Below are 26,959 nucleotides of genomic sequence, written 5' to 3'. Positions count from 1 at the left end.
TTTGAGGTTGTAGATAAGACTGACGAAGTCAGTGACCATATCTACGGTAAGGCGACGCTGACGTGGTTTGAAGAGATTTTCGAAGAGTATTACTTTCTGAATTTCTCAACCTTGTCTTATATAGGAGACAAGGAGATTTAGTTTGAGTCTGCTTATAAATAAACGAAAAGAAAGATAAGAAATAATGAAAATTGGTCAACGAATTATGCGCTTTGGCATAAAAAAATTAAGTATCGGAGTTGTATCTGTTGCAGTCGGCTTCGCATTTCTAGCTCCAGCTGGAATTTCAGCCAATGAAGTAAAACAAGATGTAACATCTGAAGTGGCAACAAGAGTGCCAGATTCTAAGGAGGAATTGAGAGAGCCGGAAAATGTTGCTCCAAAACGAGAAACTCCTCTTAGAGAGGAGCCAAGACTAGCTCCTCAACCGCTTCCGGAAGCAAGTGAAGTTCTTGAAAACAAAAGGGAAGAGTCAAAAGTAGAGATAACCGAGCCGGTTCAAGACTCACCTGTTCATGCTCCTGTAGAAGAAACTAAAGAAGAAGTTGTGACAGAAAAACCAACAAATACTCGTTCTCTAACCGCAGAAGATTTGGTGAAGATTTCCAAAGGGGAATTGCATTTAGAAAATGATTTGATTGATGAATCTCTCTATGGTGAAAAAGTTCTTGATTTGGAAGGGGATGATGACCAAGATGGCCTCAAAAACAAAGATGAACAACAAAGATGGTAAGGATTATCTAGGATATAACAGTCATCCCTTGCTAGCAGACAGTGATGGGGATGGTTTGGCAGATGGAGAAGATGACAATAAGAAAGAATGGTATGTCACAGACCGTGATTCTCTTCTCTTTATGGAGTTAGCCTATCGAGACGATGATTATATTGAGAAAATTTTAGATCATAAGAATCCTTTCCCTAGTCTCTATCTTGACCGTCAAGAATACAAACTCATGCACAATGAATTGGCTCCTTTCTGGAAGATGAAAAAAGCCTACCATACAGATAGTGGCTTGGATGCTTTCTTATTTGAGACCAAGAGCGACCTTCCTTATCTCAAAGATGGAACGGTGCACATGTTGGCTATTCGTGGAACGCGAGTTAATGACGCCAAGGACTTAAGTGCAGATTTGGTTTTATTAGGCGGAAATAAACCAGCTCAAGCGGATGATATCCGTAAGATTGTTGGGGAATTAGCCAAGGATACAAGTATTACCAAGTTGTATATGACAGGTCATTCTCTTGGAGGCTACCTAGCTCAGATTGCAGCGGTTGAAGCTTACCAAAAATATCCTGATTTTTATAACCATGTATTACGGAAAGTGACGACTTTCAGTGCTCCTAAAGTGATTACTTCCAGAACTGTTTGGAATGCTAAGAATGGTTTCTGGGATGTTGGTTTGGAAAGCCGTAAATTAGCTGTTAGTGGAAAAATTAAGCATTATGTGGTTGATAATGATAATGTTGTGACTCCCTTGATTCATAATGATCGTGATATTGTTACATTTACAGGTAATTCACGCTTTAAACACCGTTCTCGTGGCTATTTTGAAAGTCGAATGAATGATATTCCTAACTTTAATATTGGTAAACGAGCTACCTTGGATAAACATGGTTATCGTGATCCGAAATTGGATAAAGTGCGATTCTTTAAGAAACAGACTCTGCCTCAATCTTCTAGTCAACCAAGCGCTGAACCAATGGAAAATATTGCCTTAGGAAAACAGGTTACTCAAAGTTCGACAGCTTTCGGAGGAGATGCTAGAAGAGCTGTGGATGGCAAAGTTGATGGTAACTATGGTCACAATTCTGTCACTCATACCAATTTCCAATCTAAACCTTGGTGGCAAGTAGATTTGGCTAAAGAAGAAACCATTCGCCAAATCAATATTTACAACCGCACAGACACTGCCCAGGATAGATTGGCAAACTTTGATGTCATTCTTTTAGATAGTTTTGGTAAAGAAATTGAGAGAAAACGCATAACATCTCTTAAAGATGTGTCAGCACAAATTGCGATTAACCATAAAAAAGCGCGCTATGTTCGAATTGAGCTAGAAGGCTATAATGCTCTCAGTCTTGCAGAAGTCCAAGTGTATCGTGCTGAGAATATCGCTTGGAAAAAACAAGCTAAGCAAAGTTCTACTGATTTTGGAGGAGATGCTAGTCGTGCCTTGGATGGCAATACCAATAGTAGTTATAGCCAGCAATCAATTACCCATACAAAATTTGAAAACCAGCCTTGGTGGGAAGTTGATTTAGGTCGTACAGAACAGGTAGGACTTGTTCGCCTTCATAACCGTGGGGATGGAGAACTTTCTAAACGTCTGTCAGACTTTGATGTGATTTTGTATGATGAAAAAGGGAAAGAAGTTGCTAGACAGTATGTTTCTAAACTTGACGGAACGAGCTTGGATGTTCAATTAAATGGGAAATTGGGACGCCGTGTTCGTGTGCAACTACGTAAGAACAATCAAGCCCTCAGTCTTGCAGAAGTAGAAGTTTTCCGCTTTATCGCTACGAATGGTGAGACGGCGACACAAGTTTCTAAGCCAGTTCAACCAATCAGTCAGACGCCTGTGAAAGACAAAACATTGACAATTCAACATAGTGGAGCTTATATTGCCCGCTACTCTATAACTTGGGAAGAAGTTACAGTAGATAAAGATGGACACCAAGTTGTTCGTAGTCGTTCTTGGGAAGGAAACGGTCGCAACCAGACTGCAGGTTTTGTCCTCAACCTCCCAATCAAAGAAAATATGAGAAATCTGCGAATTAAGATTGAGAAAAAGACAGGTCTACTATGGAATAGATGGCAAACAATCTATGAAAACAGACCAATTTTAGCTCAACCCCACCGTAAAATTACCCATTGGGGAACAACATTAAATTCTAAGATTTCTGATGACGATGTCTTGTAAAAAATCCTACTATTTAATAATGGGATGATTTAGTTTATAAGATAAGAACTACCTGAGCTTGAATAGAACTCAGGTAGCTCTCTGTGAAAGAACAAAATTAATACTCAATGAAAATCAAAGAGCAAACTAGGAANNGAAGTCAGTAACATATATACGGCAAGGCGACGTTGACGTGGTTTGAAGAGATTTTCGAAGAGTATAAACAGAAAGGTAGAGCACGTGTTCTAATTTGAACACGAGTAGCAATTCGTACCTATAAGATGCTTGGAACAGATGTGGTCGGAATGTCAACTGCTCCTGAAGTTATTGTTGTAGCCTACTCAGCTTTGAAACTTCTAGGAATTTTATGTATTACTAACTATACTACTGGTTTCAAAGAAGAGATTAACTACGAAGAGGTTATAGAAGTGACTGAGTGTGTTAAAGGTGATTTTAAAGGCTTACTTAAAGCCGTTTTTGCTGAATTATTACTATGTTAAAAGAATTGAGGAGTATTTTTCAGAAAATCCCTTATAATCTTAAATTATTCCTAGCAGTCATTTTGCAAGGAATAGTTTCAGCTTTATCTGGTATTTTTCTACATTATCTTTTAAAGATGATAGAGGGGATAGCTTTTGGTCAATCAGAGCATCAAACTGTATTCTTGACAGATGGAGTTTCCTCGTCGCGGATAGGATTAAGTTTAATAATCGTGGGTGTCAGCTCATCCTTGGTCTGGTATTACTTGCAAAAAAAATCACAGATTTTTTCCATTAAAGCGCAGATGAAGGATGAGACTTCACAATACAAACTTCATTTTTTAAAACAGCTATTTCATTCAATTTGGCAAATTATTGCAGTTGGAGGGGGAGCACCTATTGGTAAAGAAGCTGCACCACGAGAGATTGGAACTCTATTTGCAGGACCAATTGGAAAAATATGTTCTCTCTCTAAGAAGGATCAAATCTTTCTCCTTGCTTGTGGTGCTGGTGCTGGTTTAGCAGCTGTCTACCAGGTTCCATTAACAAGTGTCTTCTTTGTTTTTGAAACTCTAGGAATTGCTCTATCTATTAAACGAGTTGTCTTAGTCGGTTTGACTACCTATGTCTCAACCTATACAGCAGGCTTGGTTATTTCAGATCAGGCTCTCTACCAGATTCCAGCCATCGCATGGTCATTAAAGGAAATGTGGATTATTCCCTTATTACTTTTTTTCTTAACCCCACTAGCTTGGCTTTTTGGTCGCTTGAGTAAAGAAGTGTCTTCAAACAGGATAAAAGATAAACGAGTACTTCTCACATTGCCTACAGCTTTTCTTTTTCTTGCTGGGTTGGCAAGTTATTTTCCACATCTACTTGGAAATGGACGTATGATGGCTCAGGAAGTATTGAATGGTAGCAATGGCAAAACAGTATTCCTCTTGTTTATCCTAAAAGCACTGGTCGTTCTTATTACTCTGTGGGCAGGGGCCTATGGTGGTACACTTACGCCATCTTTTGCCTTGGGGATGGCTGGAGCTGCTCTCTTTGGAATGATTCTAGGTGGGGATAGTCAGCCTAGCATTTTACTTTTGGGATCGGTTTGCTTTTTGTCTGTGACCTTGAGGGCCCCCTGGTCTGCAACTGGATTAGTAATAGGTTTCACTGGGCTAGGTTTGGATTCTCTTCTGTATCTCTTAGTAACAGCTGTTTTAGCCTATGAATTTGCAAAAATATTAGACCGTTTTTCTTGGGCTAACATACTGTGTCAGAAGTCAAATAATAAAGTAATTAGGTAGGAAATGCCCATTTCTTCTAGTCAATGATTTGATTTAAAATATTAAAAAAACTCTCAATTTATTTATAACTGTTTTAAATAAAAATGAAGTAGGCTTATCGGAGTCATGGTTGAATCCGATTTTTCCTAGCTATGAAATATAAAAATAAAAAAAGAAAGGTAGAGCGTGTGTTTTGATTAGAACACGAGCGGAAAACTTTTCTAAAAACTCAGAAGAGAAGAGAAGTTCGGGTTTGAATTGAAGCCAGACTAATCTTCTCAATATCATCAAAATTAAGAAAGAAAGGAATTGAACCCACCCTAAAAGCAGTGGGAAAAAGATAGTTGGTCTAGCGAGCATCGCTCACTGCACCCAACTCCTATTTTCCCTTTGCTTTTTGACGGGTTTGGTATCTTTCTGATTATAAATTTTAGAATAAAGAAAGGATGGGTTAACTGTATTCATTGAACTGAATACGGGCGGAGAACTGTGTAAAAAAGATAAACTTTCTAGCATCTGCGATGTGTCGTCAGTTTCCTATTTTTCCTTTGTTCTCCGTCGCCCTTTATATCTTAATTATGTCTATCCATATTGCTGCTCAGCAGGGTGAAATTGCTGATAAAATTCTTCTTCCTGGGGATCCTCTTCGTGCTAAGTTTATTGCGGAAAATTTCCTTGAAGATGCTGTTTGTTTTAACGAAGTGCGTAACATGTTTGGTTACACTGGTGCTTACAAGGGCCACCGTGTATCTGTCATGGGAACTGGGATGGGGATGCCATCCATTTCGATTTATGCGCGTGAGTTGATTGTGGACTACGGTGTGAAGAAATTGATTCGTGTGGGAACTGCAGGTTCTTTGAATGAAGATGTTCACGTCCGTGAATTAGTTTTGGCGCAGGCAGCTGCAACCAACTCTAACATCATCCGCAATGACTGGCCACAGTACGATTTCCCACAAATCGCTAGCTTTGATTTGCTGGACAAGGCCTACCATATCGCCAAAGAACTCGGTATGACTACCCACGTTGGGAACGTTTTGTCTTCTGATGTCTTTTATTCAAACTACTTTGAAAAGAACATCGAACTTGGTAAATGGGGAGTCAAGGCTGTGGAAATGGAAGCAGCAGCCCTTTACTATCTGGCAGCCCAACACCATGTTGACGCGCTTGCTATCATGACTATTTCGGATAGTTTGGTCAATCCAGATGAAGACACGACTGCGGAAGAACGTCAAAATACCTTCACCGATATGATGAAGGTTGGCCTAGAAACCTTAATTGCTGAATAAAAGGGAACACAAAAGGAAGATTTTCTGAATGAAAATCTTCCTTTTTTAGTCATTCACTACATACTGACCTTAATGAATGTTACTCTATTGTCTATTTTTTAAGAGATTGCAAGAAATAATCAATTTCTGCTTGAGAATGGAGAATATGCATCTTTTCAGGGTAGGTATCACTTAATTTTTGGTATCTTTCCTTAGCATTATTTGTCCGCCCATCCCAGAGAATCCATCTGATAAACTCCCAATTAAATTGTTCTTGACAACCAGCTGCCATACTTTCTCTTACTTTTCCCCGGTATTTAAGATAACGTTTAAAGGCTCGTAGCAGACAATTCCAGCGAGAAAAATTGAGAAAGATGATTTGATCTGCTTCCAGCATTCTTTCTTCGTAATAGCACCAAGAATAATTGCCATCAATAACCCAAGCTTTATGCTTGGTGAGAAAATTTTTCATCTCGGTCAACATCCATTCGCGATCACTGTCTTGCCAATCAGGTTGAAATTGGAGTGTGTCCATGTGAAGTTTTGGGATGGAGTAGCAGTGAGACAACTTTTCGGCTAGAGTTGACTTACCAGCACCAGAATATCCGATAATTGCGATTTTCATTTTCTACCTTTTCCTATTTGAGGACAAAAAAACAGCCTCTATGGACTGTTTCTTATTTAGCAAGTTTAGCTGAAAGACGAGCTTTATCACGGCTTGCTTTGTTTTTGTGAATCAAACCTTTAGTTTCTGCTTTATCGATAGCTGAGCTAGCAGCACGGAAAAGTTCTTCAGATGGGTTTGCTTCGAAAGCTTTGATAGCAGTACGCATAGCTGATTTTTGAGCTGAGTTCTTTTCGTTTTGTTTAACGTTCAATTCAGCGCGTTTGATAGCTGATTTAATGTTTGCCAATGTTCTTACCTCCATATTTACTAACTATACCATTATATCTGAAAACTTACGTTTTGACAAGGGAAAATTATTTTTTTAAGTAAATTTCATCGATTTCATGGTTCTTTGTTTTATGAAGAATCACTTCCGCTCGATTTCTTGTCGGTTCAATATAATTTTGTAGATTTATGAGATTGATACTGGTCCAGACCTGATGGGCAAAGGATTCCACTTCCCCAATCGGCATTTGTGTAAAACGATAATAGTAGCTATCAGGGTCGTTTTGGGCTAGGCTCAGCATCTTCAAGAAACGGTCTAGATACCAACTCTCAATGTCATCGACTGCAGCATCAACATAGATGGAAAAGTCAAAGAAGTCAGTAATGTAGAGACGCTCGTTTTGTGGATTTTGAAAGACATTTATTCCCTCAACAATGACAAAATCAGCAGCTTTGACGCTCTGCTTTTCCTCAGGTACGATGTCGTAGACTTCATGAGAATAGACAGGAATATCTACATCTTGTCCATTTTTGATGTGATCCAGGAAGTTGAGAAGAGCTTCCATATCATAGCTTTCAGGAAATCCCTTGCGATTTAAAATCCCTTGTTCAATCAAGGTCTGGTTGGGATAGAGAAAGCCATCGGTTGTTACCAACTCAACCGTAGCATCTGTAAGTGTACGGGACAGTAGGATTTGAAGTAGGCGACTGGTTGTGGATTTTCCAACGGCGACACTCCCAGAAACCCCAATGATAAAAGGCTGGGATTTGCTTTCACGTTGAAGGAAAATCCCTTTTGAAAAGGCCAAATCATCCTTGGTACGCTTGTAAATCTGGATGAGATGGGCTAGGGGGAGATAGACATCGGTAACATCCTGCAAGCTAATCTGGTCATTAAAACTCTTGATGGATTCTAATTCCTCTTCTGTCAAAGGAGGTGTTGTCTTTCGATGTAACGATTGCCAAGTCTGGCGGCTGATTTTTTCAAAATGTAAAAATTCGTTGGTCATTTGTTTTCCCCTAGATATTTTGTTTATCATACCATAAAAAGCTAAAAAAATAAAGCGGTTTCTTGATGATAGTAAACCAATATCGTATAATAGAAGTAGATAGGGTTGACCAATTTATTGATGAGGTAGGAGCTACTTTCTCCTGACTTATAAGCCAATAAAGGGGGCTTTGGGATTCACAATTTATAGGAGGTGTACTATGAAAATCTTAAAAAGTTATATACTGGAACTCTGTTTTATTTTAAGTTTTGCACTACCTTTTATAAAAGGGGCGAATGCGGATAATGGTAGACGCTTTGTGGAAATCTATTACGGTTTTACTTTTTTGATGGAACATGCTATTGTAACAGCTATCTTTATCTGTTCGCTCTTGATTGCTTGCCTACTAAAAAAACGGTGGACGAAATGGCTTGCTGCTGGTAGTTATCTATTTTTGATTTTGTGGATTGCTACAGAGGGTTATTTCTTCCGTATGTCGCTAGAAGATTTGGTACGGCTTTGGACAAGTTGGGAAATCCTGACAAAAACGTATCAGTTGGGCTTTTATCTAAACATCTTGTTGGGAATTTTGTTGATAATTAAATATCTGAAGGTTAAGCAATAGTCATAAAAATGAGCCTAATTATAAATGATAAATTTGTTGTTTTATCCTGATTATGATATTTCTAGTTCTAAATGGCTTATTATTTATAAGTGTTTAAAGAGATTGAAGAAAAGGTCTTCTTGACTAGTTTTCTTCAGTCTTTTTCGTTTTATGATCAATTTGTAAACGATTTACAATTTAAGTCAAATTATGGTAAAATAGTTTCATGAGTAAAATGTATTATGCAGAAAATCCTGACGCTGCTCACGACATTCATGAGTTGAGAGTGGACTTGTTGGGAGAAAAAATGACCTTTTTGACAGATGCGGGTGTTTTTAGCAAGAAAATGGTTGACTTTGGAAGTCAACTCTTGCTCAAGTGTCTTGAGGTCAACCAAGGAGAAACTGTCCTGGATGTAGGCTGTGGTTACGGACCTTTGGGCTTGTCTTTAGCTAAGGCTTATGGCGTTCAGTCTACCATGGTCGATATTAATAATCGTGCCTTGGATTTGGCGCGACAAAATGCTGAACGAAATAAAGTAGAAGCGACGATTTTCCAGTCCAACATCTATGAACAAGTTGAAGGCACATTTGACCATGTCATTTCAAATCCTCCTATCCGTGCGGGCAAGCAAGTAGTTCATGAAATCATTGAGAAAAGTAAAGATTTCTTGGAAACTGGTGGGGATTTAACAATTGTTATCCAGAAAAAACAAGGGGCTCCAAGCGCCAAGTCAAAGATGGAGGAAGTGTTTGGCAATTGTGAAATCGTCAAAAAAGATAAGGGATACTATATCCTTAGAAGTGTGAAAGAATGAGAGCAGTTGATTTAATCCAAAAGAAACGAGATGGTCAAGAGCTGACTTCGAGTGAAATTGAGTGGTTAGTTGAAGGCTATGTGTTAGGAACTGTCCCTGATTATCAGATGTCTGCCTTTGCTATGGCAGTTTATTTCAAAGGAATGACGACTCGAGAAATATCTGATTTGACCATGAAAATGGTTCAGACAGGTCAAGAGTTTGATTTATCAGCTATTGATGGGGTTAAGGTTGACAAGCATTCTACGGGTGGTGTTGGTGATAAGGTGACCTTGATTTTGGCTCCTCTTGTTGCAAGCTTTGGTGTTCCTGTGGCAAAAATGAGTGGTCGTGGTCTCGGCCATACTGGCGGAACAATTGATAAATTGGAGTCCGTTAAGGGCTATCAAGTAGAGCGTAGTCAAGAAGATTTTATTCGTCAGGTTCAGGATATTGGTGTATCTGTCATTGGGCAATCAGACCAGCTTGTCAAAGCAGATAAGCTTCTCTACGCCCTCCGTGATGTGACCGCAACTGTCGACACGATTCCTTTGATTGCGAGTTCGGTGATGAGCAAGAAAATCGCGGCAGGAGCGGATGCTATTTTGCTAGACGTAACTGTCGGTGAGGGTGCCTTCATGAAGACGGTTGATGAGGCGCGTGAACTGGCTCAAACCATGGTGGAACTAGGTAAGGCAGTTGGTAGAAAAACGGTAGCAGTGATTACCGATATGAGTCAGCCCTTGGGACGAGCGATTGGAAATCGTCTAGAAATTCTTGAAGCACTGGAGATTTTACAAGGTCAAGGACGTCAGGATATTACCCATTTTATATGCGAACTGGCTCAAATTATGCTTGGCCTTGCAAATGTTAACAAGACAGTTGAAGAAGTTCACCAACATCTTGAAAATGGTCAAGCACTGGCTAAGTTTGAGGAGATGGTCCAAGCCCAAGGTGGAGACTTGGAAGACCTCTATCGTCCTGTAAATGTAGCCCATGTGGTGGACATCCCTGCTCAGGAAACGGGTGTCATTTCAGCTCTTCCAGCTATGGAACTTGGACTTTATGCTATGAGACTGGGGGCAGGTCGTGCAGTCAAGTTTGATGCCTTGGACTATGAAACAGGAATTGTTTTTGAAAAGAAAGTTGGAGATTCCGTTCAAAAGGGAGAAATTGTTGCAAAAGTATACACAAATGGAAAAATTTCTCCTCAGCTAGTTACAGATTTTCAAAAATATGTTAGAATAAATGATAGTGTGCAAAGTTTACGAGAAATCATAGAAATAATCTCATAAACTGCAGGAGAATCCGAATATGAAATTAAATAAATATATCGATCATACACTTTTGAAACAAGAAGCGACAGAAAATCAAATTGATTGTTTGTTGTCTGAAGCTAGAGAGTATGATTTTGCCAGTGTTTGCGTTAATCCGACCTGGGTTGAACATGCTAAAAAAGGGCTTGAAGGCACAGATGTCAAGGTCTGCACAGTAGTAGGTTTCCCCTTGGGAGCAACAACTTCAGCTGTGAAAGCATTTGAAACAAAAGAAGCTATCCAAAATGGTGCAGATGAGATTGATATGGTGATCAATGTTGGAGCTCTCAAAACAAGTAATCTTGATTTGGTTGAGTCGGATATTCGAGCAGTAGTAGAAGCAAGTGGTGACAAGTTAGTGAAAGTCATTATTGAAGCTTGCCTTCTGACAGACCAAGAAAAAGTTGTGGCTTGCCAATTAGCTCAAAAAGCTGGAGCTGATTTTGTTAAAACATCTACTGGCTTTTCAACTGGTGGTGCTACGGTAGCAGATGTTCAATTAATGCGTGAAACAGTTGGTCCTGATATGGGTGTCAAGGCTGCTGGTGGAGCTCGTTCTTATGCAGATGCTCTTGCATTTGTGGAAGCAGGGGCGACCCGTATCGGAACGTCAGCTGGGGTAGCCATTTTAAAAGGAGAATTGGCTGATGGCGACTACTGAGTTGATTGAACTGGCAATTGAAACCAGCAAACATGCCTACGTCCCCTATTCTCACTTTCCTATCGGAGCAGTTTTAGTAGCCAAAGACGGAAGTGTTTACACGGGAGTGAATATCGAAAATGCTAGCTATCCTTTGACCAATTGCGGTGAGAGAACAGCCATTTTTAAGGCTGTATCTGAAGGGCAAAGAGAATTTTCAGAGCTGATTGTTTATGGTCAAACTGAAAAACCGATTTCACCATGTGGTGCTTGTCGCCAAGTAATGGTCGAATTTTTTGAACAAGATCTAAAAGTGACCTTAGTCGCAAAAGATAAATCGACGGTCGAGATGACGGTCGGGGAATTACTTCCATATTCTTTTACAGACTTAAACTAGTCTGAGTCGCTCTTTGAGTGGCACGGTCCTTGTGACCAATCAATCCATACTTGCAACATCGTTGCACATCTTATTTAGGAGGTTCAGTAATGAACAAGAAACAATGGCTAGGCCTTGGTCTAGTTGCAGTGGCAGCAGTTGGACTTGCTGCATGTGGTAACCGCTCTTCTCGTAACGCAGCTTCATCTTCTGATGTGAAGACAAAAGCAGCAATCGTCACTGATACTGGTGGTGTTGATGACAAATCATTCAACCAATCAGCTTGGGAAGGTTTGCAAGACTGGGGTAAAGAACATAATCTTTCAAAAGATAACGGTTTCACTTACTTCCAATCAACAAGTGAAGCTGACTACGCTAACAACTTGCAACAAGCGGCAGGAAGTTACAACCTAATCTTCGGTGTTGGTTTTGCCCTTCACAATGCGGTTGAAGAAGCAGCAAAAGACCACTCTGATTTGAACTATGTCTTGATTGATGATGTGATTAAAGATCAAAAGAATGTTGCTAGCGTAACGTTTGCTGATAACGAAGCTGCTTACCTTGCGGGTGTTGCAGCGGCAAAAACAACTAAAACAAAACAAGTTGGTTTTGTAGGTGGTATTGAGTCTGAAGTTATCTCACGTTTTGCAGCTGGATTTAAAGCTGGTGTTGAGTCAGTAGACCCATCTATCAAAGTACAAGTTGACTATGCTGGTTCATTTGGTGATGCTGCTAAAGGTAAAACAATTGCAGCAGCACAATACGCAGCTGGTGCAGACGTTGTTTATCAAGCAGCAGGTGGAACAGGTGCTGGTGTCTTTGCAGAAGCAAAATCACTCAATGAAAGCCGTTCTGAAAGTGAAAAAGTTTGGGTTATCGGTGTTGACCGCGACCAAGTAGCAGAAGGTAAGTACACTTCTAAAGATGGTAAAGAATCAAACTTCGTTCTTGTATCTACTTTGAAACAAGTTGGTACAACTGTAAAAGATATTGCTAACAAAGCAGAAAAAGGTGAATTCCCTGGCGGTCAAGTGATCGTTTACTCATTGAAAGATAAAGGGGTTGACTTGGCAGTAACAAACCTTTCAGAAGAAGGTAAAAAAGCTGTTGAAGATGCTAAAGCTAAAATCCTTGATGGAAGCGTAAAAGTTCCTGAAAAATAATGGATGGAAGTCATTTCTTAGGAAGTGGCCAAGGGCCGCTTTTTTAAGAGTTGAGACAAAGTCATTTTGTCTCAGTAAAGCTTGCTACTAGAGAAACTAGCAAGTTTTATTGAAATAAAATAAGACTCTGAAAGGAAGAGCACATGGCACACGAAAATGTCATTGAGATGCGTGATATTACCAAGGTGTTTGGTGAATTTGTTGCCAACGACAAAATCAACCTGCACCTACGAAAAGGTGAAATTCATGCACTTTTAGGAGAAAATGGGGCTGGAAAGTCCACGCTCATGAACATGTTAGCAGGGCTTCTTGAACCAACCAGTGGTGAAATTGTGGTCAACGGTCAAGTTGTCAACCTCGACTCACCCTCTAAAGCAGCTAGCTTGGGAATCGGAATGGTTCACCAGCACTTTATGTTGGTAGAAGCCTTCACAGTGGCTGAAAACATCATTTTAGGTAGTGAATTGACTAAAAATGGTGTGCTAGATATCGCTGGAGCTAGCAAAGAAATCAAGGCTCTTTCTGAACGTTATGGCTTAGCTGTTGACCCTTCTGCCAAGGTAGCAGATATCTCAGTTGGAGCCCAACAACGTGTAGAAATTTTAAAAACCCTTTATCGGGGGGCTGATATCCTTATCTTTGACGAACCAACGGCCGTTTTGACTCCATCAGAAATTGATGAGTTGATGGCTATTATGAAAAATCTTGTCAAAGAAGGGAAATCAATTATCTTGATTACCCACAAGTTGGACGAGATTCGCGCAGTTTCTGACCGCGTTACAGTTATCCGTCGTGGGAAATCAATTGAAACCGTCGAAATTGCAGGAGCTACAAATGCTGATTTAGCAGAAATGATGGTGGGTCGTTCTGTTTCCTTTAAAACAGAGAAACAAGCCTCTCAACCAAAAGAAGTGGTCTTGTCTATTAAAGACTTGGTGGTCAATGAAAACCGCGGTGTCCCAGCTGTTAAAAATCTGTCCTTGGATGTTCGTGCTGGAGAGATTGTCGGTATTGCGGGGATTGATGGAAATGGTCAGTCTGAATTGATTCAAGCCATTACAGGTCTTCGTAAGGTTGAATCTGGTAGCATCGAGCTAAAAGGAGATTCAATTGTAGGTTTACACCCACGTCAGATTACAGAGTTGAGTGTTGGGCACGTTCCAGAAGACCGTCACCGTGATGGTTTGATTTTGGAAATGATGATTTCTGAAAATATTGCCCTTCAAACCTACTATAAAGAACCACATAGTAAAAATGGAATTTTGAGCTATTCAAATATTACTTCTTATGCTAAAAAGCTAATGGAAGAGTTTGATGTTCGTGCTGCCAGTGAATTTGTTCCTGCAGCAGCACTCTCAGGAGGAAATCAACAAAAAGCAATTATTGCTCGTGAAATTGATCGTGATCCTGATCTCCTTATCGTCAGCCAGCCAACTCGTGGGTTGGATGTCGGTGCCATTGAGTATATCCATAAACGCTTGATTGAAGAGCGTGATAATGGCAAGGCTGTCCTTGTTGTCAGCTTTGAATTGGATGAGATTTTAAACGTCTCAGACAGTATTGCCGTTATCCACGATGGTAAGATTCAAGGTATTGTATCACCAGAAACAACCAATAAACAAGAACTTGGTGTCTTGATGGCTGGTGGAAACTTGGGAAAGGAGAAGAGTGATGTCTAAAAAATTACAACAAATTTCGGTTCCCTTGATTTCTGTCTTCCTAGGAATTTTGCTCGGAGCCATTGTCATGTGGATCTTCGGTTATGATGCTATTTGGGGCTACGAAGAATTGTTTTATACAGCCTTTGGTAGTCTACGTGGGATTGGGGAGATCTTCCGTGCTATGGGGCCTCTAATCTTGATTGGTCTTGGTTTTGCCGTTGCCAGTCGTGCTGGTTTCTTTAACGTTGGACTTCCTGGTCAGGCTTTGGCAGGTTGGATTCTCAGTGGTTGGTTTGCCTTGTCACATCCAGATATGCCACGTCCTTTGATGATTCTAGCAACTATCGTGATTGCCTTGATTGCTGGAGGGATTGTCGGAGCGATTCCGGGTATTCTTAGAGCTTATCTAGGGACGTCAGAGGTTATCGTAACCATCATGATGAACTATATCGTCTTGTATGTAGGAAATGCCTTTATCCATGCCTTTCCTAAAGACTTCATGCAAAGTACAGATTCAACCATTCGTGTTGGGGCTAATGCAACCTATCAGACACCTTGGTTGTCTGAGTTGACTGGTAATTCGCGGATGAATATTGGTATTTTCTTTGCCATCATTGCCGTTGCAGTTATTTGGTTCATGCTCAAGAAAACAACTCTTGGTTTTGAAATCCGTGCTGTTGGTCTTAATTCACATGCTTCAGAATATGCTGGTATTTCTGCAAAAAGAACGATTATCCTCTCAATGATTATCTCAGGTGCCTTGGCTGGTCTTGGTGGAGCTGTTGAAGGTCTGGGAACCTTCCAGAACGTTTATGTTCAGGGGGCGTCATTAGCTGTCGGATTTAACGGAATGGCGGTTAGTCTGCTTGCGGCCAACTCACCAATTGGTATTCTATTTGCAGCCTTCTTATTTGGTGTTCTCCAAGTTGGAGCTCCTGGTATGAATGCGGCGCAGGTACCGTCTGAGCTTGTCAGCATTGTAACAGCGTCTATTATCTTCTTTGTCAGTGTTCATTACCTTATTGAACGCTTTGTCAAACCGAAAAAACAAGTTAAAGGAGGTAAGTAAAGATGTCTATTACAACCTTGCTCACCCTCTTGGTGTCTTCTATGCTGATTTACTCAGCGCCCCTCATCTTTACAAGTATCGGTGGTGTTTTCTCTGAACGTGGTGGTGTGGTAAACGTCGGTCTTGAAGGAATTATGGTTATGGGTGCCTTTTCTGGAGTTGTCTTTAACCTTGAATTTGCAGAACAATTTGGAGCAGCAACTCCATGGCTATCCTTGCTTGTAGCAGGATTGGTTGGAGGCCTCTTCTCTATCATCCACGCAGCAGCGACGGTTCATTTCCGTGCAGACCATGTTGTCAGCGGTACGGTATTGAACTTGATGGCGCCAGCCTTGGCTGTTTTCTTGGTGAAAGTTCTTTATAACAAAGGACAAACCGACAACTTAAGTCAAACTTTTGGACGCTTTGACTTCCCAGTCTTGGCAAATATCCCAGTGATTGGTGATATCTTCTTCAAGTCAACTAGTCTTCTTGGTTACTTGGCGATTGCCTTCTCTTTCCTTGCTTGGTTTATCCTCTTCAAGACTCGATTTGGTCTTCGTCTCCGCTCTGTCGGTGAACATCCTCAAGCAGCTGATACCTTGGGAATCAATGTCTACAAGATGAGATATTTTGGAGTCATTATTTCCGGTTTCCTAGGTGGAATTGGCGGAGCGATTTATGCTCAATCCATCTCAGTTAACTTCTCAGTGACAACTATTGTTGGACCTGGATTTATCGCTCTTGCTGCGATGATTTTTGGGAAATGGAATCCAATCGGAGCCATGCTATCTAGTCTCTTCTTTGGACTTTCACAAAGTTTGGCTGTTATCGGATCTCAATTGCCATTCCTACAAGGAGTGCCTGCGGTTTATCTTCAAATCGCACCTTATGTTTTGACAATTCTTGTCTTGGCAGCCTTCTTTGGAAAAGCAGTTGCACCAAAAGCAGATGGTATCAACTATATCAAATCAAAATAAGCATACAAAAAACGTCAGTTCAGAATGAACTGGCGTTTTATTTTTTAGGATGTTGGTGGGTTAGGTTCAATCCCCAAGGGACAAGATTTTCAGTTTTATTTTTGATACGAGCGATATTGTCCTTATGACGAATGATAATCAAACTAGCAAGAGCTAGGATAATAGCGATGAATAGAGGGTCATAGTTGCTCAGGATAAAACCAAAAAGTGGAAAGAGTAGAACTCCGATGACAGCCGCGATAGATGCTGTGACACTAGATAGCGAAATCATACTACCAAGATAGAGGGTTCCAAAGAAAACAACCGCAAGGTAGAGGCAGAAGACAGGCGCAAATCCGAAAACCACTCCAGCACTGGTTGCGACAGCCTTACCACCCTTAAATCCTGCAAAGATAGGGAAGGTATGGCCAATAACAGCCAAAAGTCCAAAGATGAGAGGCGAAAAGTCTTGTAGATGAAACATAATCGGAAGAAGCGTTGCTAGGGTTCCTTTGAAAAAGTCAATGACAAAGGTTGCCATACCAGCTTTCTTACCTAAAATGCGGAAGGTATTGGTCGTTCCAGTGTTACCAGAACCATGCTCTCGCAGATTGATTTGAAAGAAAACTTGTCCAATCCAGAGACCAGACGGAATCGAACCCAGCAGATAGGCTAGGATTAATAAAACTATTGTAATCATACTCCTATTATATCATGAAATGGAGAAGAAAGGCAGAGAATCTCTTCTGAAATTGTCACAGCGGAGAAAGAAAAATTTTGCAAAATCCTTGGAAAACTTGTAGAATAGTAAAGATGAACGAATAGGAGGTTCCTTGTGTCAAAAAAGGAAATCAATATTAACAATTATAATGATGATGCCATTCAGGTGCTAGAAGGGTTGGATGCGGTCCGTAAACGTCCAGGAATGTATATCGGATCGACCGATGGTGCTGGTCTCCACCACCTAGTCTGGGAAATCGTCGATAATGCGGTCGATGAAGCCCTGTCTGGGTTTGGCGATCGTATTGATGTGACCATTAATAAAGATGGAAGTTTAACGGTTCAAGACCACGGACGTGGAATGCCAACTGGTATGCACGCGATGGGAATTCCAACTGTTGAGGTTATCTTTACCATTCTTCATGCAGGAGGGAAATTCGGTCAAGGAGGCTACAAGACATCAGGTGGACTTCACGGGGTGGGGTCTTCCGTTGTTAATGCCCTTTCTAGCTGGCTAGAAGTTGAAATCACTCGTGATGGTGCAATCTACAAGCAACGTTTTGAAAATGGTGGAAAACCTGTCACGACTCTGAAGAAAATCGGTACAGCACCCAAGTCTAAAACAGGTACCAAGGTTACTTTTATGCCTGATGCGACGATCTTCTCTACGACAGATTTCAAGTACAATACCATCTCAGAGCGTCTTAATGAATCAGCCTTTCTCTTGAAAAATGTGACCTTGTCTTTGACGGACGAGCGAACAGATGAAGCGATCGAGTTTCACTATGAAAATGGGGTGCAGGACTTTGTTTCTTATCTGAACGAAGACAAGGAGACCTTAACGCCAGTTCTTTACTTTGAAGGTGAAGACAATGGTTTCCAAGTGGAAGTAGCTCTCCAGTACAATGATGGTTTTTCAGATAATATTTTGTCCTTTGTCAATAACGTTCGTACCAAGGATGGTGGAACGCATGAGACTGGACTTAAGTCTGCCATTACTAAGGTTATGAACGACTACGCGCGTAAGACAGGTCTTCTCAAGGAAAAAGATAAAAACCTTGAAGGGTCAGACTATCGTGAGGGGCTAGCGGCTGTCCTCTCTATTCTAGTCCCTGAAGAACATTTGCAGTTTGAGGGTCAGACCAAGGACAAACTAGGAAGTCCACTAGCTCGTCCCGTTGTGGATGGAATTGTAGCGGATAAGTTGACCTTCTTCCTTATGGAAAATGGTGAATTGGCTTCTAACCTCATCCGCAAGGCTATTAAGGCCCGTGATGCTCGTGAAGCGGCACGTAAGGCGCGTGATGAGAGCCGAAATGGGAAGAAAAATAAAAAAGATAAGGGCTTGCTGTCTGGTAAATTAACCCCAGCCCAGTCTAAGAATCCTGCTAAGAATGAACTCTATCTCGTCGAGGGCGACTCTGCCGGTGGCTCTGCCAAACAAGGTCGTGACCGTAAATTTCAGGCTATCCTACCTCTTCGTGGTAAGGTTATCAATACAGCCAAGGCCAAGATGGCGGATATCCTCAAAAATGAGGAAATCAACACCATGATTTATACCATCGGTGCAGGTGTCGGAGCAGACTTCTCCCTTGAAGATGCCAACTATGACAAGATCATTATCATGACCGATGCGGACACCGACGGTGCCCACATTCAGACTTTACTCTTGACATTTTTCTACCGCTACATGCGTCCGCTAGTTGAGGCAGGACATGTTTATATCGCCCTCCCGCCTCTTTACAAGATGTCCAAAGGTAAAGGCAAGAAAGAAGAAGTGGCCTACGCATGGACAGACGGAGAACTTGAAGAACTCCGCAAGCAGCTCGGTAAAGGCGCTACCCTCCAACGCTATAAAGGTCTCGGTGAGATGAATGCGGACCAGCTCTGGGAAACAACCATGAATCCAGAAACGCGTACTCTTATCCGTGTTACAATCGAAGACTTAGCACGCGCCGAACGCCGTGTCAATGTCCTCATGGGAGATAAGGTCGAACCACGTCGTAAGTGGATTGAAGACAATGTCAAGTTTACGCTGGAGGAAGCGACAGTGTTTTAAGTTAGTTTTTAATGAATGGGTATAAACATGAGAACTGAAACAGAAATGCTCGATGTAATCTTAAAGACTGCTGAAACCTTACAAGTTGCGGCTGTCGCCATGTCTGGTTCGCGGACAAACCCAAAGGCCCTAAAAGATGAATTTCAAGATTACGATGTAGTCTATGTTGTAGAGAATCTGGACGAGCTGATCTCAGATTTATCTTGGACAGATCAGTTTGGTAAACGTATTATCGAGCAAGAGGTTAGGTTGGGACATCGCCGTCTATTTCTTATGCTCTTTGAAGATGGCAATAGGATTGATTTGACTCTATGTCCTAAAGAATATATCAAGGAGTGGATAGAAAGCGAAGCGGATTTCACGGTGTTAGAGGACCCTAAGGGCTTGTTTGCGCCTTATTCTCCAAATCCTCAACGTTACTGGACGAATCCAGCTAGTCAGATAGATTTCGAAAAAGCCTGCAATGAATTTTGGTGGGTTTCCGCCTATGTGGTCAAAGGAATCTGTCGTAAGCAAGTTATTTATGCGACCGATCATCTCTATGGCATTTGTCAACAAGAACTCCTAAAAATCTTAGTTTGGCAGGTTGCAAGTGATAGGGGGAAAGTCGATATCGGCAAGAACTACAAGTACCTCTTTCAGTATTTGCCTGCTGAGAAAGAGAAAGAATTTACAGCCTTGCTTGACTTTTTTGACCAGAAAAGCCTCACCAAGTCTCTCTTCGCTACCATGAACTTTTTCCATAAAGAAGCGCAGGCCTTCTCTCTTAAAACCGGCTTCCACTATGACAAAGTAACTGCTGAGAAGATGATTGAGTATGCTAAGGAGAGACTCGAAACAAATGAAACATTTACAAAATAATAAGATAACAAAATTTTTACTGATTAGTTTTCTCATTTCTTGGGGATTTGGTTGGGGATTGCTCGCTTTTCTGACGCAAATGAGCCTCTTAAGTCTAACAAGTCCACTAGGAGTTTTTCTCCATTTACTAGGAGGTTTCGGTCCAACCATTGCAGCCATTTCTTGTTTGCCTCAAAAATCCATTAAAAGCATAGTCTCTTTTATCTTAGGGGACTCAAAGAAATATATTTTGCTATTTCTTTTACTAATTTTCGTGCAGACAGGTGTCATCGCTTTCTCCTCTAAGGAACTTAATCCGGCTTTTCCACTAGGAAATTTGTTTGTTGTTTTTTTGAGTGCAATCTGTATCTATGGTGGCGAAGAAGAATTGGGATGGCGAGGCATCTTGCAACCAACTTTGGAAACTAGATTCTCCTTTTGGATTTCCGGTTTGATAACAGGTTGTATTTGGGCAATTTGGCATGTACCTTTATGGTTTGTGATTGGAAGTTCCCAAAGTGGGATGCCTTTTATATTATTCAGTCTATTTGCAATTTATCTCAGTATTCTTCTAGCAGCTGTTTTCAAAAAGACTAAGTCAGTCCTTTTTTGCGCCATTTTTCACGGCCTAATTAATACCCTACTTAGCTTATTTGTTATTAAAATTAATCTTTTATTCATTCTAGGATTAGTAGGATTGCTCTTCTTTTCTCACTACCTACAAAGAAACAGTTAAATTTATAAAATATAGATTTACTTTACAATAAAACACTAAAAAGAGAATTATTATGTCTAACATTCAAAACATGTCCCTAGAGGACATCATGGGAGAGCGCTTTGGTCGCTACTCCAAGTACATTATTCAAGACCGGGCTTTGCCAGATATTCGTGATGGCTTGAAGCCGGTTCAGCGCCGTATTCTTTATTCGATGAATAAGGATGGTAATACCTTTGATAAGAGTTACCGCAAGTCGGCCAAGTCTGTCGGTAACATCATGGGGAATTTCCACCCACACGGTGACAGTTCTATCTATGATGCCATGGTTCGTATGTCACAGGACTGGAAAAATCGTGAGATATTGGTTGAAATGCACGGTAATAACGGTTCTATGGACGGAGATCCACCTGCGGCTATGCGTTATACCGAGGCGCGTTTGTCTGAGATTGCAGGCTATCTTCTTCAGGATATCGATAAAAAGACCGTTCCTTTTGCTTGGAACTTTGACGATACGGAGAAAGAGCCGACAGTCTTGCCAGCAGCCTTTCCAAATCTTTTGGTCAATGGTTCGACTGGTATATCGGCTGGATATGCTACAGACATTCCTCCCCATAATTTGGCTGAGGTCATTGATGCGGCGGTTTACATGATTGACCACCCAACTGCAAAGGTGGATAAACTCATGGAATTCTTGCCTGGACCAGACTTTCCGACTGGAGGGATTATCCAGGGTCGTGATGAAATCAAGAAAGCTTATGAAACCGGAAAAGGGCGCGTGGTTGTTCGTTCCAAGACTGAGATTGAAAAGCTAAAAGGTGGTAAGGAACAAATCGTTGTCACTGAGATTCCTTATGAAATCAACAAGGCCAATCTGGTTAAGAAAATCGATGATGTTCGTGTCAATAACAAGGTTGCAGGTATTGCTGAGGTTCGTGATGAGTCTGACCGTGATGGTCTTCGTATTGCGATTGAACTCAAGAAAGACGCCAATACGGAGCTTGTTCTCAACTATCTCTTCAAATATACTGATTTGCAAATCAACTACAACTTTAACATGGTGGCGATTGATAATTTCACACCTCGTCAGGTTGGGATTGTTCCAATCCTGTCTAGCTATATCGCCCACCGTCGTGAGGTGATTTTGGCGCGTTCTCGCTTTGACAAGGAAAAGGCTGAGAAACGTCTCCATATCGTTGAAGGTCTGATTCGCGTGATTTCGATTTTAGACGAAGTCATTGCTCTTATCCGTGCTTCTGAGAATAAGGCTGATGCCAAGGAAAACCTTAAAATCAGCTATGATTTTACAGAAGAGCAGGCTGAGGCCATCGTTACCTTGCAACTTTACCGCTTGACCAATACAGACGTTGTTGTCTTGCAGGAGGAAGAAGCAGAACTTCGTGAAAAGATTGCCATGCTGGCAGCTATTATCGGTGATGAGCGGACTATGTACAATCTCATGAAGAAAGAGCTTCGTGAGGTCAAGAAAAAATTTGCGACTCCGCGTTTGAGTTCTTTGGAAGACACTGCAAAAGCAATCGAGATTGATACAGCTAGTCTTATTGCTGAGGAAGATACCTACGTCAGCGTGACCAAGGCAGGTTACATCAAGCGTACTAGTCCACGTTCCTTTGCGGCTTCCACCTTGGAAGAAATTGGCAAACGTGATGACGATCGTTTGATTTTTGTGCAAGCTGCCAAGACAACCCAGCACCTCTTGATGTTCACAAGTCTCGGAAATGTCATCTACAGACCAATCCATGAATTGGCAGATATTCGTTGGAAGGATATCGGAGAGCATCTGAGCCAGACCATTACAAACTTCGAAACGAACGAAGAAATCCTCTATGCAGAAGTAGTGGATCAGTTCGATGATGCGACAACCTACTTTACAGCAACTCGCCTTGGTCAAATTAAACGTGTTGAACGCAAAGAATTCACTCCATGGCGGACCTACAAGTCTAAGTCTGTCAAGTATGCTAAGCTCAAAGACGAGACAGATCAAATTGTAGCAGTGGCTCCGATTAAACTGGATGATGTACTCTTGATTAGCCAAAACGGTTACGCCCTGCGTTTCAATATCGAAGAGGTTCCAGTTGTCGGTGCTAAGGCTGCAGGTGTCAAAGCTATAAACCTGAAAGCAGATGATGTTCTCCAATCCGCCTTTATCTGCAACACCTCATCCTTCTACCTCTTGACCCAACGTGGAAGTTTGAAACGTGTTTCTATTGACGAAATTCCGGCAACCAGCCGTGCCAAACGTGGTTTACAAGTCTTGCGTGAGTTGAAAAACAAACCGCATCGTGTCTTCTTAGCAGGAGCAGTTGCAGAACAGGGCTTCGTTGGTGACCTCTTCAGTACAGAAGTGGAAGAGAACGACCAAACTCTGCTTGTTCAATCCAACAAAGGAACAATCTACGAAAGCCGATTGCAAGATTTGAACCTGTCAGAACGTACCAGCAATGGTAGCTTCATCTCTGACACGATTTCAGATGAAGAAGTTTTTGACGCTTATCTTAAAGAAGTATTTACTGAAGCTAAATAAGTGAAATGAGGAATCAGTTCTAAGAGCTGATTCTTTTTATTGAAGAAATTTTCTGAAAATTACAAAATATACTTGCTATTTTAGAAAAAAAGTGTAGAATATAAGAAATAGGTTTTTAGAATAAGGAGTGGAATATGACAGTAACGATTGATTGGGAGAACCTTGGTTTCTCCTATATGAAATTACCTTATCGCTATATTGCTCATTTTAAAAATGGACAATGGAATCAAGGAGAGCTTACAGAGGATGCAACTTTGCATATTTCAGAGTCTTCTCCAAGTCTTCACTATGGTCAACAAGCCTTTGAAGGTTTGAAAGCTTACCGTACTAAGGATGGTAGTGTTCAACTTTTCCGTCCTGACGAAAATGCTAAACGTCTGCAACGTACTTGTAATCGTCTCTTGATGCCACAAGTTCCGACAGACATGTTCGTAGAAGCTTGTAAGGCAGTTGTCCGCGCGAATGAAGAATACGTACCACCATATGGAACAGGTGGAACTCTTTATCTTCGTCCACTTTTGATTGGTGTTGGAGATATTATCGGGGTTAAACCAGCAGAGGAATACATTTTCACAATTTTTGCTATGCCAGTTGGAAATTACTTTAAGGGTGGATTGGTTCCAACCAACTTCTTGATTCAGGATGAATACGACCGTGCGGCTCCAAATGGTACAGGTGCGGCTAAGGTTGGTGGGAACTATGCTGCCAGTCTCTTGCCAGGGAAATTGGCCAAGTCACGTCATTTCTCAGATGTTATCTACCTAGACCCATCAACTCATACAAAGATTGAAGAAGTCGGCTCAGCTAACTTCTTTGGAATTACAGCTGACAATGAGTTTGTAACACCATTGAGCCCATCTATCTTGCCATCTATTACTAAGTATTCTTTGCTTTATTTGGCAGAACACCGCTTGGGCTTGACTCCTATTGAGGGAGATGTCCCAATTGATAACCTTGACCGTTTTGTAGAGGCAGGTGCCTGTGGTACAGCAGCAGTTATTTCACCAATTGGTGGAATTCAGCACGGTGATGATTTCCATGTATTCTATAGTGAAACAGAAGTAGGTCCTGTGACTCGTAAACTCTATGATGAATTGACAGGTATTCAGTTTGGTGATATTGAAGCGCCAGAAGGTTGGATTGTAAAAGTAGATTAAAATAAACAAAAGGAGATTTTTGATGAAATCGAAAAAGTGGCTCTTAACAGCAGGAGTGGTCCTGAGCACAACAGCTCTTTTAGTGGCTTGTGGAAAAGCTGATAAAGAAGCAGATGCACCGACAACATTTTCATATGTCTATGCAGTAGATCCAGCATCTTTGGACTATAGTATAGCGACTCGTACATCTACAACAGATGTCATCGGGAACGTGGTTGATGGCTTGATGGAAAACGACCAGTACGGAAATGTTATTCCTTCCTTGGCTGAGGATTGGTCTGTGTCAAAAGATGGGTTGACTTATACCTACAAACTTCGTAAAGGAGTTAAATGGTACACTTCTGAAGGTGAAGAATATGCAGAAGTAACAGCCCATGACTTTGTAACAGGATTGAAACACGTAGCTGACGGTAAGTCAGACGGTGTCTCTCTCATCCAAAATTCAATTAAGGGCTTGGATGCCTACATGACTGGTGAGACCAATGATTTCTCTACAGTTGGTGTTAAGGCCTTGGATGATTATACAGTTGAATATACCCTAAACAAACCAGAAAGTTTCTGGAATTCTAAAGTTACAACAGCGACGATGTTGCCTGTAAATGAAGAGTTTTTGAAGGCATCAGGTAAAGATTATGGAGCAGTTACTCCAGCAGGTATTCTTTACAATGGTCCTTATATCTTGAAGACCTTGACTTCTAAATCGTTAATCGAATACGAGAAAAATCCAAACTACTGGGATAAAGAAAAGGTAAAAATAGAGAAAATCAAATTGACCTACTACGATGGTTCTGATCAGGAATCCTTGATTCGTAGCTTCTCTTCAGGTGCCTATACGACAGCCCGTCTCTTCCCAAGTAGCTCAAACTTTGCTTCAACTTTGGAACAATACGGAGATAAAATCACCTATAGCCCACAGGATTCAAGTAGTTATTACTTCACCTTTAACGTAAATCGTCAGTCATATAATAAAACTGCGAAAACAAGTGAAGAGCAAAAGACTTCTACAAAAGAAGCTATGCTTAATAAGGACTTCCGTCAGGCTATCAACTTTGCCTTCAACCGCCATTCTTATGCTGCCCAGCTAAATGGTGAAGACGGTGCGGACAAGATTATTCGTAACAGCCTTGTTCCTGACAACTTTGTGCAAGCAGGTGGTAAAAACTTTGGTCAAATCGCTCAAGCAGAGTTGGTGAACTATGGTGACCAATGGAAAGGCGTTGAGTTAGTGGATGGTAAGGATTCTATCTACAACCCTGACAAGGCTAAAGCAGCATTTGAAAAAGCTAAGAAAGATTTGGAATCTAAAGGTGTAACATTCCCAATTCACTTGGATGTACCAGTTGAACAAACAGATACCATCGCCGTTCAACAAAGTAATTCTTTCAAACAGTCTATCGAATCAACTCTTGGTGCAGAAAATATTGTCATTGATGTTCTTCAAATGACAGATAATGAAAAGGAAACAATCACTTCTCAAGCGCGTGTTCCTTCTCAAAAAGACTATGATTTGAACAGTACAGGATGGGCTCCAAGCTATCAAGACCCAGCATCTTACTTGAATATCATGGATCCTAAATCTGGTTCTGCCATGAAGCACCTTGGTATTACTAAAGGGAAAGATAAGGATGTCGTAGCGAAACTTGGTTTGGACCAGTATAAGAAATTATTGGATGATGCCGATTCAGAAACTACAAATCTTGAAGAGCGCTATGAAAAATATGCCAAGGCTCAAGCTTGGTTGACAGATAGTTCATTATTGATGCCAACAGCCTCATCTGGTGGTTCTCCAGTTGTAAGTAATGTCGTGCCATTCTCAAAACCATACTCACAAGTTGGTATTAAAGGTGACCCATATATCTTTAAAGGAATGAAATTGCAAAAAGATATTGTTACAACAAAAGAATATGACGAAGCTCTTAAAAAATGGCAAAAAGAAAAATTGGAATCCAATAGCAAATATCAAAAAGAACTAGAAAAACATGTTAAATAAAGCAGAAAACTCTATGTCAGACAAGCCTGATATAGAGTTTTTTCTTGCTAGTTTTAGGATTTTCTTGTAAAATAGAAAAAGTGAAGAGAGGTATGAAATGAGCAAGAAAGATAAAAAAATCGAAATTCAAGTAGCAGATGCCAAAGTTAATGTTGGAAAAGACAGTTTTGAAGGTTATACCTTGACTATTGGTAAAAAAGTTATCGGAGAAATTGCCGAATTAGACGGACAATTTGCCATCATAAAGAATGGGAATGTCGATAGTTTTTATAAAAAATTGGAAAAAGCTGTGGAAATTTTGATTGAAAATTATAATTTAGCAAAATAAGTCTTGTTTTTTTGAAATTTTCATGATATAATAGTCCATGTTGATTGTAGGAGAGATAGCGAAGAGGCTAAACGCGGCGGACTGTAAATCCGCTCCTTCGGGTTCGGGGGTTCGAATCCCTCTCTCTCCATTTTATCAATGGGGTATAGCCAAGCGGTAAGGCAAGGGACTTTGACTCCCTCATGCGTTGGTTCGAATCCAGCTACCCCAGTTCTTAGGTAATAATCAAGATAAAAA

General features: G+C 40.9%; 24 protein-coding genes, 2 tRNA genes and 3 pseudogenes. 25 read left to right on the top strand and 4 right to left on the bottom strand.

Annotated elements, in window-relative coordinates; genetic code table 11:
• The first annotated feature begins 184 nt into the window (after positions 1-184).
• The 7 genes and pseudogenes from HT685_RS05415 (at position 185) to deoD (ending at position 5,945) form a co-directional block, all read left to right on the top strand.
• Positions 185-733, top strand: a complete 549-nt coding sequence (locus HT685_RS05415; RefSeq protein WP_173278961.1) for a YSIRK-type signal peptide-containing protein — start codon at positions 185-187, stop codon at positions 731-733.
• Positions 642-1,298: pseudogene (locus tag HT685_RS10345) on the top strand (hypothetical protein); the annotation flags it as partial. The gene HT685_RS05415 and the pseudogene HT685_RS10345, both read left to right, overlap by 92 nt.
• A gap of 261 nt (positions 1,299-1,559) precedes the next feature.
• Positions 1,560-2,102: pseudogene (locus tag HT685_RS10110) on the top strand (discoidin domain-containing protein); the annotation flags it as partial.
• A complete protein-coding gene (locus HT685_RS10105; RefSeq protein WP_345789533.1) occupies positions 2,094-2,921 on the top strand; it encodes a thiol-activated cytolysin C-terminal domain-containing protein in 828 nt (275 codons plus the stop codon). The pseudogene HT685_RS10110 and the gene HT685_RS10105, both read left to right, overlap by 9 nt.
• 245 nt (positions 2,922-3,166) lie before the next feature.
• A pseudogene (locus HT685_RS05400) lies at positions 3,167-3,400 on the top strand (purine-nucleoside phosphorylase); the annotation flags it as partial.
• Positions 3,394-4,677, top strand: coding sequence for a chloride channel protein (locus HT685_RS05395; RefSeq protein ID WP_173226611.1), 1,284 nt, complete (start codon positions 3,394-3,396; stop codon positions 4,675-4,677). The pseudogene HT685_RS05400 and the gene HT685_RS05395, both read left to right, overlap by 7 nt.
• Positions 4,678-5,234: 557 nt before the next feature.
• The gene (gene deoD, locus HT685_RS05390; protein ID WP_173226609.1) at positions 5,235-5,945 is read left to right on the top strand and encodes a purine-nucleoside phosphorylase; all 711 of its coding nucleotides are present in this window, start codon (positions 5,235-5,237) and stop codon (positions 5,943-5,945) included.
• A gap of 91 nt (positions 5,946-6,036) precedes the next feature.
• On the opposite strand, the gene HT685_RS05385 is transcribed toward deoD, so the two are convergent.
• From HT685_RS05385 to coaA, 3 genes are all read right to left on the bottom strand, one after another.
• Positions 6,037-6,549, bottom strand: coding sequence for a DNA topology modulation protein (locus HT685_RS05385; protein WP_173226607.1), 513 nt, complete (start codon positions 6,547-6,549; stop codon positions 6,037-6,039).
• A 52-nt stretch (positions 6,550-6,601) separates the two neighbouring features.
• Positions 6,602-6,838 carry a 30S ribosomal protein S20 gene (rpsT, locus tag HT685_RS05380; protein WP_001274000.1) on the bottom strand — a complete coding sequence of 79 codons (237 nt, stop codon included), beginning with the start codon at positions 6,836-6,838 and terminating at the stop codon, positions 6,602-6,604.
• A 67-nt stretch (positions 6,839-6,905) separates the two neighbouring features.
• On the bottom strand, positions 6,906-7,826 hold the full coding sequence (coaA, locus tag HT685_RS05375) for a type I pantothenate kinase (RefSeq protein WP_173226605.1): 921 nt from the start codon (positions 7,824-7,826) through the stop codon (positions 6,906-6,908).
• Positions 7,827-8,025: 199 nt separating this feature from the next.
• Between coaA and HT685_RS05370 the strand changes: the two genes are divergently transcribed.
• The 9 genes from HT685_RS05370 to HT685_RS05330 all read left to right on the top strand — a co-directional run bounded on the left by HT685_RS05370 (position 8,026) and on the right by HT685_RS05330 (position 16,389).
• Positions 8,026-8,430 carry a hypothetical protein gene (locus HT685_RS05370; protein WP_173226604.1) on the top strand — a complete coding sequence of 135 codons (405 nt, stop codon included), beginning with the start codon at positions 8,026-8,028 and terminating at the stop codon, positions 8,428-8,430.
• Between the two features lie 205 nt (positions 8,431-8,635).
• Positions 8,636-9,226, top strand: coding sequence for a class I SAM-dependent methyltransferase (locus tag HT685_RS05365; protein WP_311518518.1), 591 nt, complete (start codon positions 8,636-8,638; stop codon positions 9,224-9,226).
• Positions 9,223-10,500: a pyrimidine-nucleoside phosphorylase gene (locus HT685_RS05360; RefSeq protein ID WP_173226602.1), complete on the top strand. Its 1,278-nt coding sequence runs from the start codon at positions 9,223-9,225 to the stop codon at positions 10,498-10,500. Before HT685_RS05365 ends, HT685_RS05360 begins: the two co-directional genes overlap by 4 nt.
• 19 nt (positions 10,501-10,519) lie before the next feature.
• Entirely contained in the window at positions 10,520-11,182 is a 663-nt protein-coding gene (gene deoC / locus HT685_RS05355) for a deoxyribose-phosphate aldolase (RefSeq protein WP_173226600.1), read from the top strand.
• Positions 11,169-11,558: a cytidine deaminase gene (locus tag HT685_RS05350; protein ID WP_000246089.1), complete on the top strand. Its 390-nt coding sequence runs from the start codon at positions 11,169-11,171 to the stop codon at positions 11,556-11,558. The genes deoC and HT685_RS05350 overlap by 14 nt, the downstream gene beginning before the upstream one ends.
• A gap of 89 nt (positions 11,559-11,647) precedes the next feature.
• Positions 11,648-12,700: a BMP family protein gene (locus HT685_RS05345; protein WP_173226598.1), complete on the top strand. Its 1,053-nt coding sequence runs from the start codon at positions 11,648-11,650 to the stop codon at positions 12,698-12,700.
• A gap of 143 nt (positions 12,701-12,843) precedes the next feature.
• The gene (locus HT685_RS05340; RefSeq protein ID WP_173226596.1) at positions 12,844-14,379 is read left to right on the top strand and encodes an ABC transporter ATP-binding protein; all 1,536 of its coding nucleotides are present in this window, start codon (positions 12,844-12,846) and stop codon (positions 14,377-14,379) included.
• Positions 14,372-15,430 carry an ABC transporter permease gene (locus tag HT685_RS05335; protein ID WP_173226594.1) on the top strand — a complete coding sequence of 353 codons (1,059 nt, stop codon included), beginning with the start codon at positions 14,372-14,374 and terminating at the stop codon, positions 15,428-15,430. The genes HT685_RS05340 and HT685_RS05335 overlap by 8 nt, the downstream gene beginning before the upstream one ends.
• Before the next feature lie 2 nt (positions 15,431-15,432).
• The gene (locus tag HT685_RS05330) at positions 15,433-16,389 is read left to right on the top strand and encodes an ABC transporter permease (protein ID WP_055387421.1); all 957 of its coding nucleotides are present in this window, start codon (positions 15,433-15,435) and stop codon (positions 16,387-16,389) included.
• A gap of 37 nt (positions 16,390-16,426) precedes the next feature.
• Here the strand turns inward: HT685_RS05330 and plsY are convergent, their stop codons facing one another.
• The gene (plsY, locus tag HT685_RS05325) at positions 16,427-17,068 is read right to left on the bottom strand and encodes a glycerol-3-phosphate 1-O-acyltransferase PlsY (RefSeq protein ID WP_173226592.1); all 642 of its coding nucleotides are present in this window, start codon (positions 17,066-17,068) and stop codon (positions 16,427-16,429) included.
• 135 nt (positions 17,069-17,203) lie between these two features.
• Here plsY and parE point away from each other — a divergent pair, with 135 nt between their 5' ends.
• The 9 genes from parE to HT685_RS05280 all read left to right on the top strand — a co-directional run bounded on the left by parE (position 17,204) and on the right by HT685_RS05280 (position 26,933).
• Positions 17,204-19,147, top strand: coding sequence for a DNA topoisomerase IV subunit B (gene parE / locus HT685_RS05320; protein WP_000037260.1), 1,944 nt, complete (start codon positions 17,204-17,206; stop codon positions 19,145-19,147).
• A gap of 27 nt (positions 19,148-19,174) precedes the next feature.
• Entirely contained in the window at positions 19,175-20,008 is an 834-nt protein-coding gene (locus HT685_RS05315) for an aminoglycoside 6-adenylyltransferase (protein ID WP_173226590.1), read from the top strand.
• A complete protein-coding gene (locus HT685_RS05310; RefSeq protein ID WP_173226588.1) occupies positions 19,989-20,723 on the top strand; it encodes a type II CAAX endopeptidase family protein in 735 nt (244 codons plus the stop codon). The genes HT685_RS05315 and HT685_RS05310 overlap by 20 nt, the downstream gene beginning before the upstream one ends.
• 52 nt (positions 20,724-20,775) lie before the next feature.
• The gene (gene parC / locus HT685_RS05305; RefSeq protein ID WP_173226586.1) at positions 20,776-23,247 is read left to right on the top strand and encodes a DNA topoisomerase IV subunit A; all 2,472 of its coding nucleotides are present in this window, start codon (positions 20,776-20,778) and stop codon (positions 23,245-23,247) included.
• 134 nt (positions 23,248-23,381) lie between these two features.
• Positions 23,382-24,404 (top strand): branched-chain amino acid aminotransferase, encoded by a 1,023-nt coding sequence (locus HT685_RS05300; RefSeq protein ID WP_153226070.1) that lies wholly within the window; start codon positions 23,382-23,384, stop codon positions 24,402-24,404.
• A gap of 22 nt (positions 24,405-24,426) precedes the next feature.
• Complete coding sequence (locus HT685_RS05295; RefSeq protein WP_173278960.1) at positions 24,427-26,394, top strand: peptide ABC transporter substrate-binding protein; 1,968 nt, start codon at positions 24,427-24,429, stop codon at positions 26,392-26,394.
• Positions 26,395-26,491: 97 nt separating this feature from the next.
• On the top strand, positions 26,492-26,722 hold the full coding sequence (locus HT685_RS05290) for a DUF2969 domain-containing protein (RefSeq protein WP_000037113.1): 231 nt from the start codon (positions 26,492-26,494) through the stop codon (positions 26,720-26,722).
• A 49-nt stretch (positions 26,723-26,771) separates the two neighbouring features.
• Positions 26,772-26,852 (top strand) — tRNA-Tyr (locus tag HT685_RS05285).
• Between the two features lie 9 nt (positions 26,853-26,861).
• Positions 26,862-26,933: transfer RNA gene (locus HT685_RS05280), tRNA-Gln, on the top strand.
• Positions 26,934-26,959: the final 26 nt, after the last annotated feature.

It is taken from the genome of Streptococcus sp. 5004 (assembly GCF_013276755.1).
In the GTDB taxonomy this organism is placed as follows: domain Bacteria; phylum Bacillota; class Bacilli; order Lactobacillales; family Streptococcaceae; genus Streptococcus.
Note: the sequence above shows the minus strand (reverse complement) of the source record. Positions and strands in the feature narration are given on the sequence as shown.

What these genes read in the sequence shown, in the direction of transcription:
- HT685_RS05415 (WP_173278961.1), top strand. Translation starts at nt 185, where the DNA reads ATGAAAATTGGTCAACGAATTATGCGCTTTGGCATAAAAAAATTAAGT.
- HT685_RS05395 (WP_173226611.1), top strand. Translation starts at nt 3,394, where the DNA reads ATGTTAAAAGAATTGAGGAGTATTTTTCAGAAAATCCCTTATAATCTT.
- deoD (WP_173226609.1), top strand. Translation starts at nt 5,235, where the DNA reads ATGTCTATCCATATTGCTGCTCAGCAGGGTGAAATTGCTGATAAAATT.
- HT685_RS05385 (WP_173226607.1), bottom strand. Translation starts at nt 6,549, where the DNA reads ATGAAAATCGCAATTATCGGATATTCTGGTGCTGGTAAGTCAACTCTA.
- coaA (WP_173226605.1), bottom strand. Translation starts at nt 7,826, where the DNA reads ATGACCAACGAATTTTTACATTTTGAAAAAATCAGCCGCCAGACTTGG.
- HT685_RS05370 (WP_173226604.1), top strand. Translation starts at nt 8,026, where the DNA reads ATGAAAATCTTAAAAAGTTATATACTGGAACTCTGTTTTATTTTAAGT.
- HT685_RS05365 (WP_311518518.1), top strand. Translation starts at nt 8,636, where the DNA reads ATGAGTAAAATGTATTATGCAGAAAATCCTGACGCTGCTCACGACATT.
- HT685_RS05360 (WP_173226602.1), top strand. Translation starts at nt 9,223, where the DNA reads ATGAGAGCAGTTGATTTAATCCAAAAGAAACGAGATGGTCAAGAGCTG.
- deoC (WP_173226600.1), top strand. Translation starts at nt 10,520, where the DNA reads ATGAAATTAAATAAATATATCGATCATACACTTTTGAAACAAGAAGCG.
- HT685_RS05350 (WP_000246089.1), top strand. Translation starts at nt 11,169, where the DNA reads ATGGCGACTACTGAGTTGATTGAACTGGCAATTGAAACCAGCAAACAT.
- HT685_RS05345 (WP_173226598.1), top strand. Translation starts at nt 11,648, where the DNA reads ATGAACAAGAAACAATGGCTAGGCCTTGGTCTAGTTGCAGTGGCAGCA.
- HT685_RS05340 (WP_173226596.1), top strand. Translation starts at nt 12,844, where the DNA reads ATGGCACACGAAAATGTCATTGAGATGCGTGATATTACCAAGGTGTTT.
- HT685_RS05335 (WP_173226594.1), top strand. Translation starts at nt 14,372, where the DNA reads ATGTCTAAAAAATTACAACAAATTTCGGTTCCCTTGATTTCTGTCTTC.
- HT685_RS05330 (WP_055387421.1), top strand. Translation starts at nt 15,433, where the DNA reads ATGTCTATTACAACCTTGCTCACCCTCTTGGTGTCTTCTATGCTGATT.
- plsY (WP_173226592.1), bottom strand. Translation starts at nt 17,068, where the DNA reads ATGATTACAATAGTTTTATTAATCCTAGCCTATCTGCTGGGTTCGATT.
- HT685_RS05315 (WP_173226590.1), top strand. Translation starts at nt 19,175, where the DNA reads ATGAGAACTGAAACAGAAATGCTCGATGTAATCTTAAAGACTGCTGAA.
- HT685_RS05310 (WP_173226588.1), top strand. Translation starts at nt 19,989, where the DNA reads ATGAAACATTTACAAAATAATAAGATAACAAAATTTTTACTGATTAGT.
- parC (WP_173226586.1), top strand. Translation starts at nt 20,776, where the DNA reads ATGTCTAACATTCAAAACATGTCCCTAGAGGACATCATGGGAGAGCGC.
- HT685_RS05300 (WP_153226070.1), top strand. Translation starts at nt 23,382, where the DNA reads ATGACAGTAACGATTGATTGGGAGAACCTTGGTTTCTCCTATATGAAA.
- HT685_RS05295 (WP_173278960.1), top strand. Translation starts at nt 24,427, where the DNA reads ATGAAATCGAAAAAGTGGCTCTTAACAGCAGGAGTGGTCCTGAGCACA.
- HT685_RS05290 (WP_000037113.1), top strand. Translation starts at nt 26,492, where the DNA reads ATGAGCAAGAAAGATAAAAAAATCGAAATTCAAGTAGCAGATGCCAAA.